This is a genomic window from Nitrosomonas ureae, from assembly GCF_900108305.1.
Taxonomy (GTDB): Bacteria; Pseudomonadota; Gammaproteobacteria; order Burkholderiales; family Nitrosomonadaceae; genus Nitrosomonas; species Nitrosomonas ureae_B.
The window spans coordinates 46942-53305 of record NZ_FNUX01000020.1 but is presented as its reverse complement, the minus strand read 5'-3'; the positions used below and the strand labels follow the sequence as shown (position 1 = coordinate 53305).

The 6364-nt window shown below is 36.6% G+C and carries 14 protein-coding genes; all 14 read left to right on the top strand.

The window, feature by feature from the left end:
• Nucleotides 1-186 (top strand): EF-Tu C-terminal domain-related protein (locus C4S39_RS11120; protein ID WP_445641272.1); only part of this gene is annotated, 186 nt, incomplete at its 5' end.
• 77 nt (nucleotides 187-263) lie between these two features.
• Nucleotides 264-572 (top strand): 30S ribosomal protein S10, encoded by a 309-nt coding sequence (rpsJ, locus tag C4S39_RS11115; protein ID WP_013647104.1) that lies wholly within the window; start codon nucleotides 264-266, stop codon nucleotides 570-572.
• An 82-nt stretch (nucleotides 573-654) separates the two neighbouring features.
• A complete protein-coding gene (gene rplC, locus C4S39_RS11110; RefSeq protein ID WP_103967063.1) occupies nucleotides 655-1302 on the top strand; it encodes a 50S ribosomal protein L3 in 648 nt (215 codons plus the stop codon).
• 41 nt (nucleotides 1303-1343) lie between these two features.
• A complete protein-coding gene (rplD, locus tag C4S39_RS11105; RefSeq protein ID WP_103967062.1) occupies nucleotides 1344-1964 on the top strand; it encodes a 50S ribosomal protein L4 in 621 nt (206 codons plus the stop codon).
• Complete coding sequence (gene rplW, locus C4S39_RS11100) at nucleotides 1961-2296, top strand: 50S ribosomal protein L23 (RefSeq protein WP_103967061.1); 336 nt, start codon at nucleotides 1961-1963, stop codon at nucleotides 2294-2296. The genes rplD and rplW overlap by 4 nt, the downstream gene beginning before the upstream one ends.
• Entirely contained in the window at nucleotides 2296-3129 is an 834-nt protein-coding gene (gene rplB, locus C4S39_RS11095; protein ID WP_103967060.1) for a 50S ribosomal protein L2, read from the top strand. Before rplW ends, rplB begins: the two co-directional genes overlap by 1 nt.
• A 4-nt stretch (nucleotides 3130-3133) precedes the next feature.
• On the top strand, nucleotides 3134-3415 hold the full coding sequence (gene rpsS, locus C4S39_RS11090) for a 30S ribosomal protein S19 (RefSeq protein WP_062558935.1): 282 nt from the start codon (nucleotides 3134-3136) through the stop codon (nucleotides 3413-3415).
• A 9-nt stretch (nucleotides 3416-3424) separates the two neighbouring features.
• Nucleotides 3425-3784, top strand: coding sequence for a 50S ribosomal protein L22 (gene rplV / locus C4S39_RS11085; protein ID WP_103967059.1), 360 nt, complete (start codon nucleotides 3425-3427; stop codon nucleotides 3782-3784).
• A 1-nt stretch (nucleotide 3785) separates the two neighbouring features.
• Complete coding sequence (gene rpsC / locus C4S39_RS11080) at nucleotides 3786-4604, top strand: 30S ribosomal protein S3 (RefSeq protein ID WP_103967058.1); 819 nt, start codon at nucleotides 3786-3788, stop codon at nucleotides 4602-4604.
• Between the two features lie 15 nt (nucleotides 4605-4619).
• Complete coding sequence (rplP, locus tag C4S39_RS11075) at nucleotides 4620-5036, top strand: 50S ribosomal protein L16 (protein WP_103967057.1); 417 nt, start codon at nucleotides 4620-4622, stop codon at nucleotides 5034-5036.
• Nucleotides 5037-5038: 2 nt separating this feature from the next.
• On the top strand, nucleotides 5039-5242 hold the full coding sequence (gene rpmC, locus C4S39_RS11070) for a 50S ribosomal protein L29 (RefSeq protein ID WP_103967056.1): 204 nt from the start codon (nucleotides 5039-5041) through the stop codon (nucleotides 5240-5242).
• Nucleotides 5229-5474 carry a 30S ribosomal protein S17 gene (gene rpsQ / locus C4S39_RS11065; protein ID WP_103967055.1) on the top strand — a complete coding sequence of 82 codons (246 nt, stop codon included), beginning with the start codon at nucleotides 5229-5231 and terminating at the stop codon, nucleotides 5472-5474. The genes rpmC and rpsQ overlap by 14 nt, the downstream gene beginning before the upstream one ends.
• A gap of 180 nt (nucleotides 5475-5654) precedes the next feature.
• Complete coding sequence (gene rplN / locus C4S39_RS11060; RefSeq protein WP_013647115.1) at nucleotides 5655-6023, top strand: 50S ribosomal protein L14; 369 nt, start codon at nucleotides 5655-5657, stop codon at nucleotides 6021-6023.
• A gap of 18 nt (nucleotides 6024-6041) precedes the next feature.
• Nucleotides 6042-6359: a 50S ribosomal protein L24 gene (rplX, locus tag C4S39_RS11055; RefSeq protein ID WP_103967054.1), complete on the top strand. Its 318-nt coding sequence runs from the start codon at nucleotides 6042-6044 to the stop codon at nucleotides 6357-6359.
• The last annotated feature ends 5 nt before the right edge of the window (nucleotides 6360-6364 follow it).

The following is a 6364-nucleotide window of genomic DNA, read 5'->3' as shown; positions in this document are numbered from 1 at the left end:
AGAACGACAGACGTGACGGGAGCGATAGAATTGCCTGCGGGAACGGAGATGGTGATGCCTGGGGATAATGTTTCGGTAACGGTAAACTTAATAGCGCCAATTGCGATGGAAGACGGATTACGCTTTGCGATACGTGAAGGCGGAAGAACCGTCGGTGCGGGCGTCGTTGCTAAAATTATTGAGTGATGTGAGGAAGGTAAGGAAAAATAAGTTCAATGTTTGGTGTATTTAAATATCGAATTTATTAACTCAGGAACGAGTATATGCAAAATCAGAAAATTAGAATTCGTCTTAAAGCCTTCGATTATCGTTTGATAGATAAATCGGCTATAGAAATTGTTGAGACAGCAAAGCGGACAGGAGCAGTGGTTAAGGGACCGATTCCATTGCCAACCAAGATTGAGCGTTTTGATGTGTTGCGCTCACCTCATGTAAATAAGACTTCACGTGATCAGTTTGAAATTAGAACACATTTAAGGCTAATGGATATAATAGATCCGACAGATAAGACGGTAGATGCATTAATGAAATTAGATTTACCCGCAGGCGTTGATGTAGAGATAAAGCTATAAATGAGAATACAATACTCATTGTTAATTAATATATTTTTATTTTAAGAAATTAAATAAGAGCGCTCCTAGAAAGAGAGATGAAATGAGTTTAGGATTAATTGGCCGTAAAATTGGTATGATGCGAATTTTTACAGAAAATGGAGATACTTTTCCGGTAACGGTAATTGATGTTGCAAGTAATCGTATAACTCAAATAAAGAAAACTTCTTCTAATGGTTATTGTGCTGCTCAAGTATCGTTTGGTCAGAAAAAGATATCAAGAGTGAATAAACCAACAGCAGGCCACTGCGCTAAAGCTGGTGTGGTGGCAGGAAGTATCGTCAGAGAGTTTAGAGTAAAGGATGATTCTGTTCTTGATCCGCTCCAAAATGGAATGGAAATTAAGAGTGATATATTTAAGGTAGGACAAAAGGTTGATATATCTGGGGTTACGATAGGAAAAGGTTTTTCTGGGGCAATAAAGTTGCACAACTTTTCTTCTAATAGAGCAAGTCACGGTAACTCAAAAGCGCATAAAAAACCTGGATCAATTGGTATGGCACAAGATCCAGGACGTATTTTTCCAGGTAAACGCATGGCGGCACATATGGGAAATGTCAGAAGAACTGTACAGAATCTTGAGATATTAAGAATTGATAATGAAAGAGATTTGCTGTTAATCAAAGGTGCAATTCCAGGATCAAAAGATGGATATGTAATAGTTCGATCAAGTGTAAAAGAAAAGAAATAAATTTATAAAGACAAAATACAAACAAGTAAGGTGAATGGGCAATGGAAATAGAGCTTATTGGTAATAAGGATCAGAAAACAGCAAGCATAACTGTTTCTGATGAGCTTTTTAAGAGAGATTATAACGAATCGCTCGTTCATCAAGTTATCACTTCATATTTATCTAACGCACGTTCTGCAACTCGAGCACAAAAAGGTAGGTCGGAAATTGCTAAGTCAACTCGTAAACCTTGGCGGCAAAAAGGAACAGGTAGAGCTCGTGCCGGTATGGCTTCAAGTCCGATATGGCGTGGAGGTGGAAAAATTTTTCCTAATGGTTCTGGGGAAAATTTTAGAAAAAAATTGAATAAAAAAATGTACCGTGCAGGAATAAGCTCTATATTGTCACAGCTAATTCGCGATAATAGGTTGTTTGTTATTGAATCATTTGGTGTGGATTCGTATAAAACTAAAGCATTGTCTGAGAAATTAGAAGATCTTGGATTGAGTAATGTGATGATTATAACTAATGAGATTGATGATAATCTTTATTTATCATCACGAAACATTCCGAATGTTGCTGTGGTTGAAGTAAACAACATAGATCCGGTCAGTCTTTTAAAATTCAAAAAAACGCTTGTCACAAGTGATGGTTTGAAAAAAATAGAGGAGCTTCTTTCGTGAGTAATCAAAATATCAATCAGGGGCATTTGTTAAAAATTATATTGGCACCTCATATTTCAGAAAAGTCAACCTATCTGGGAGAGAAAAATAATCAAACCATATTTCGCGTGGCGAGGGATGCTACTAAGCTAGAAATTAAGAGGGCCATAGAGTTGTTATGGAAAGAACAAAAAATCGAAGTTGAAAAAGTTCAAACAATTAATGTGAAAGGAAAACAAAAGCGATTTGGACGTTTTGTGGGAAAAAGATCTGATTGGAAAAAAGCTATTATAAGCATTAAAAATGGTCAAGAGCTTAATTTTACAAATTTTGCGAATGTAGAGGCTAAATAATGCAACTTGTAAAATTAAAACCCACATCGCCTGGGCGCAGATCGGTTGTTAAGTTAATAACTAAAGAATTATACAAAGGAAAGCCTCATAAAGCTTTGCTTGAAAAGCAATCTAAAACTGCTGGTCGTAATCATCACGGGCATATTACTACACGGCATCGTGGGGGGGGGCATAAACAGCACTATCGATTAATTGATTTTAAGCGCAATAAAGATGATGTTATTGCTACGATAGAGCGCATTGAATATGATCCTAACAGATCAGCAAATATTGCTTTAGTATGTTATAGCGATGGAGAAAGAAAATACATAATTGCGCCAAAAGGTTTGGTAGTAGGAATGAAAATTGGTAGTGGAAAATTAGCACAAATTAAACTTGGTGATGCCTTGCCACTACGCAGTATACCAATAGGGACAATAGTTCATTGTGTCGAGTTGTTGCCTGGAAAAGGAGCTCAATTAGCTAGATCCGCAGGCTCGTTTGTGCAACTACAAGCTAGGGAAGGTAATTATGCGCAAATTAAACTGCGTTCAGGTGAAGTACGTAAAGTTCATATAGATTGTAGAGCTACTATAGGCGAGGTAGGAAATGCAGAGCATAGTTTAAGATCGATAGGCAAGGCTGGTGCAGTAAGATGGCGTGGAATTAGACCGACTGTTCGGGGTGTGGCAATGAATCCTATTGATCACCCTCATGGCGGTGGTGAAGGTAGAACATCGGCAGGGAGACATCCGGTAAGCCCTTGGGGAGTACCAGCAAAGGGATATAGAACTCGTAAAAATAAAAGAACAAATGTGATGATAATTCGTCATCGTTATTCAAAGAAAGGGTAATTAAATGCCGCGCTCAGTAAAAAAAGGACCATTCGTTGATGCTCATTTAGTTGCAAAAATTGAAAAAGCGCGAAATACGAATGACAAACGCCCAATTAAAACGTGGTCGAGGCGATCAACGATATTGCCTGACTTCATTGGATTAACTGTAGCAGTCCATAATGGAAAGCAACACATACCGATATTTGTTACCGAAAATATGGTGGGCCATAAGTTTGGGGAATTTTCATTAACACGTACTTTTAAAGGACATGCTGGTGATAAGAAAATTGTTACTAAGCGTTAGAAAATAAAGATGGAAACAATTGCTAAATTACGTGGTGCCAGAATCTCGGCGCAGAAGTGTCGCCTTGTTGCTGATCAGATAAGAGGTCTAGCAGTAGACAAGGCGTTGAGTATATTAACATTTAGTCCCAAAAAGGGCGCAGAGCTAATACATAAGTTGCTAGAGTCTGCAATAGCTAATGCTGAACACAATGATGGTGCCGATATTGATGAGCTTAAGATTTCGTCAATTATGGTTGATCAAGGCACATCCATGAAGAGAACAAGTGCTCGTGCTAAGGGGCGTGGAAATAAAATTGTAAAACCGACTTGCCATATATCGCTGACTTTAGGTGATGGTAGTGGCTCTACTTATAAAGGCACTAACTGATATGGGTCAAAAAATAAATCCGACTGGCTTTAGATTGTCTGTGCATAAAAATTGGTTATCAAGATGGTATGCGAATAGTAGTAATTTCGCAACCATGCTCAATGAAGATATAAAGGTTCGAGCTTTTCTGGCAAATAGGCTTAAAAATGCATCGGTTGGTAAGATTCTGATAGAGCGACCTTCAAAGAACGCTAGAATTACAATTTTTAGTTCTCGGCCAGGTGTTGTAATTGGTAAGAAAGGTGAAGATATTGAAGTATTGCGTAGTGAACTACAAAAAAGAATGGGTGTTCCCGTACATGTAAATATAGAAGAAATTAGAAAGCCTGAAATTGATGCACAACTAATAGCTGATAATATTGCGCAGCAATTAGAAAAAAGAATAATGTTTCGAAGAGCAATGAAGCGTGCAATGCAAAATGCTATGAGGCTTGGTGCTCAAGGAATAAAAATCATGAGCTCTGGTAGATTGAATGGGATTGAGATTGCACGTACTGAATGGTATAGAGAAGGAAGGGTTCCGCTTCACACATTGAGAGCGGATCTTGATTATGGGACATCAGAAGCCAAAACTACCTATGGAATAATAGGCATAAAAGTATGGATTTTTAAGGGTGAATTACTTGGCAAAGGTGATCAAGTAAATCATTTAATTACAAACCTGAATTCAGAGAATGAAAAAAAGAAACACAATAAACGACCTTCTTTATCATTTGTAGATTCCTCAGATTCAAGGAATGAAAAAAGTAATAGCAAGAATTCAGAATTAGAAGATAGTTCTACTTATATTGAGCATATTGAAAAAGTTGATAAAAAATGAATTGTGGAGAAATAAATGCTTCAACCAGCTAGAACTAAATATAGAAAGCAACAAAAAGGAAGGAATACTGGGATTGCTACGCGTGGAGCTAAAGTTAGCTTTGGGGAATTCGGTCTAAAAGCAATAGAAAGAGGACGATTAACATCGCGTCAAATTGAAGCGGCTCGTAGAGCAATGACAAGACATATTAAAAGGGGAGGAAGAATCTGGATTAGAATTTTCCCTGACAAGCCGATTTCCCAAAAACCGGCTGAAGTTAGAATGGGGAACGGAAAAGGAAATCCAGAATATTACGTAGCTGAAATACAACCTGGAAAAGTGTTGTATGAGATGGATGGAGTTACAGAAGAATTGGCAAAAGAGGCTTTCCGACTAGCTGCAGCTAAGCTTCCAATTAGAACGACATTTACTATGAGACAAATTGGTGGATAGCTATGAAGTCAATTGAACTAAAAGATAAACAATTATCGGAATTAAATGTAGAATTGATTTCTCTGTTGAAGGCGCAATTTGGGCTACGAATGCAATTGGCGACACAGCAATTGTCGAATACTAAGAAATTAAAAATGATAAAAAGAGATATTGCCAGAGTGAAAACATTTATAACCCAGCGACAAAATAATCATGAAGATCGATAAACTAAACCGTACTATGAGTGGAAAAGTTATTAGCGATAAGATGGATAAAACTGTAACTGTTTTAGTGGAACGTAGATTAATGCATCCGCTGTATGGAAAATTTATTACGAGATCTAAGAAATATCATGCTCACGATGAAATTAATCAATATTCAATAGGTGATATTGTCCTATTGGAAGAATGTCGACCTTTGTCTAAAACAAAAAATTGGAAAGTAATAGATAAAGTATAAAAATCTAGATGAATGATCTGTCTTGATAATAGAAAAAATTATGTGATTCAACCTTGGAATTTGAGGATGATAAATAAATACGATGATCATCATTTTAATGATCAGTACATTAGTACAAATGTTAATTATAAATAGCATCTCATGTGTGCCGAGAATAAAATTTACAAAAGTGAATAAAAAATGATCCAAATGCAATCAATATTAAGGGTGGCGGATAATACAGGCGCTCGGTCTCTTATGTGTATAAAAGTACTTGGCGGATCAAAAAGAAAGTATGCAGGAATAGGCGATATTATTAAAGTTAGCGTTAAAGATGCGGCACCTAGAGGAAAAGTGAAAAAAGGTGAAGTATATAATGCATTAGTAGTTAGAACAGCAAAAGGTGTAAGACGTAATGATGGTTCTTTATTAAAATTTGATGATAATGCTGCTGTATTGCTTAATAATAAATTTGAACCAATAGGAACACGCATATTTGGTCCAGTGACTCGCGAGTTGCGGAGTGTGCATTTTATGAAAATCGTATCTCTAGCTCCAGAAGTATTGTAGGGACAGAAGGGGATTAGCATGCAGAAATTAAGAAAAGGTGATGATGTAATAATTATTGCCGGTAAAGATAAAGGAAAAAGAGGAACCATCCTTCGTGTTGAGAAGGGCGATTATTTAATTGTTCAAGGGATAAATATAGTTAAGAAACATCAAAAACCTAATCCAGCTAATGGTAGTTCGGGTGGTATAATAGCCAAAGAGATGCCAATACATGTTTCTAATGTTGCAATCTATAATTTTAATTCAAAGAAACCTGATAGAGTGGGATTTAAATTTGACTTAGATAATAATAAGGTGCGTATATTTAAATCTAGTGGTGATTTGATTGAATCGTAAAGAGG

Coding starts and splice junctions, on each gene's coding strand:
- rpsJ (WP_013647104.1), top strand. CDS start 264: ATGCAAAATCAGAAAATTAGAATTCGTCTTAAAGCCTTCGATTATCGT.
- rplC (WP_103967063.1), top strand. CDS start 655: ATGAGTTTAGGATTAATTGGCCGTAAAATTGGTATGATGCGAATTTTT.
- rplD (WP_103967062.1), top strand. CDS start 1,344: ATGGAAATAGAGCTTATTGGTAATAAGGATCAGAAAACAGCAAGCATA.
- rplB (WP_103967060.1), top strand. CDS start 2,296: ATGCAACTTGTAAAATTAAAACCCACATCGCCTGGGCGCAGATCGGTT.
- rpsS (WP_062558935.1), top strand. CDS start 3,134: ATGCCGCGCTCAGTAAAAAAAGGACCATTCGTTGATGCTCATTTAGTT.
- rplV (WP_103967059.1), top strand. CDS start 3,425: ATGGAAACAATTGCTAAATTACGTGGTGCCAGAATCTCGGCGCAGAAG.
- rpsC (WP_103967058.1), top strand. CDS start 3,786: ATGGGTCAAAAAATAAATCCGACTGGCTTTAGATTGTCTGTGCATAAA.
- rplP (WP_103967057.1), top strand. CDS start 4,620: ATGCTTCAACCAGCTAGAACTAAATATAGAAAGCAACAAAAAGGAAGG.
- rpmC (WP_103967056.1), top strand. CDS start 5,039: ATGAAGTCAATTGAACTAAAAGATAAACAATTATCGGAATTAAATGTA.
- rpsQ (WP_103967055.1), top strand. CDS start 5,229: ATGAAGATCGATAAACTAAACCGTACTATGAGTGGAAAAGTTATTAGC.
- rplN (WP_013647115.1), top strand. CDS start 5,655: ATGATCCAAATGCAATCAATATTAAGGGTGGCGGATAATACAGGCGCT.
- rplX (WP_103967054.1), top strand. CDS start 6,042: ATGCAGAAATTAAGAAAAGGTGATGATGTAATAATTATTGCCGGTAAA.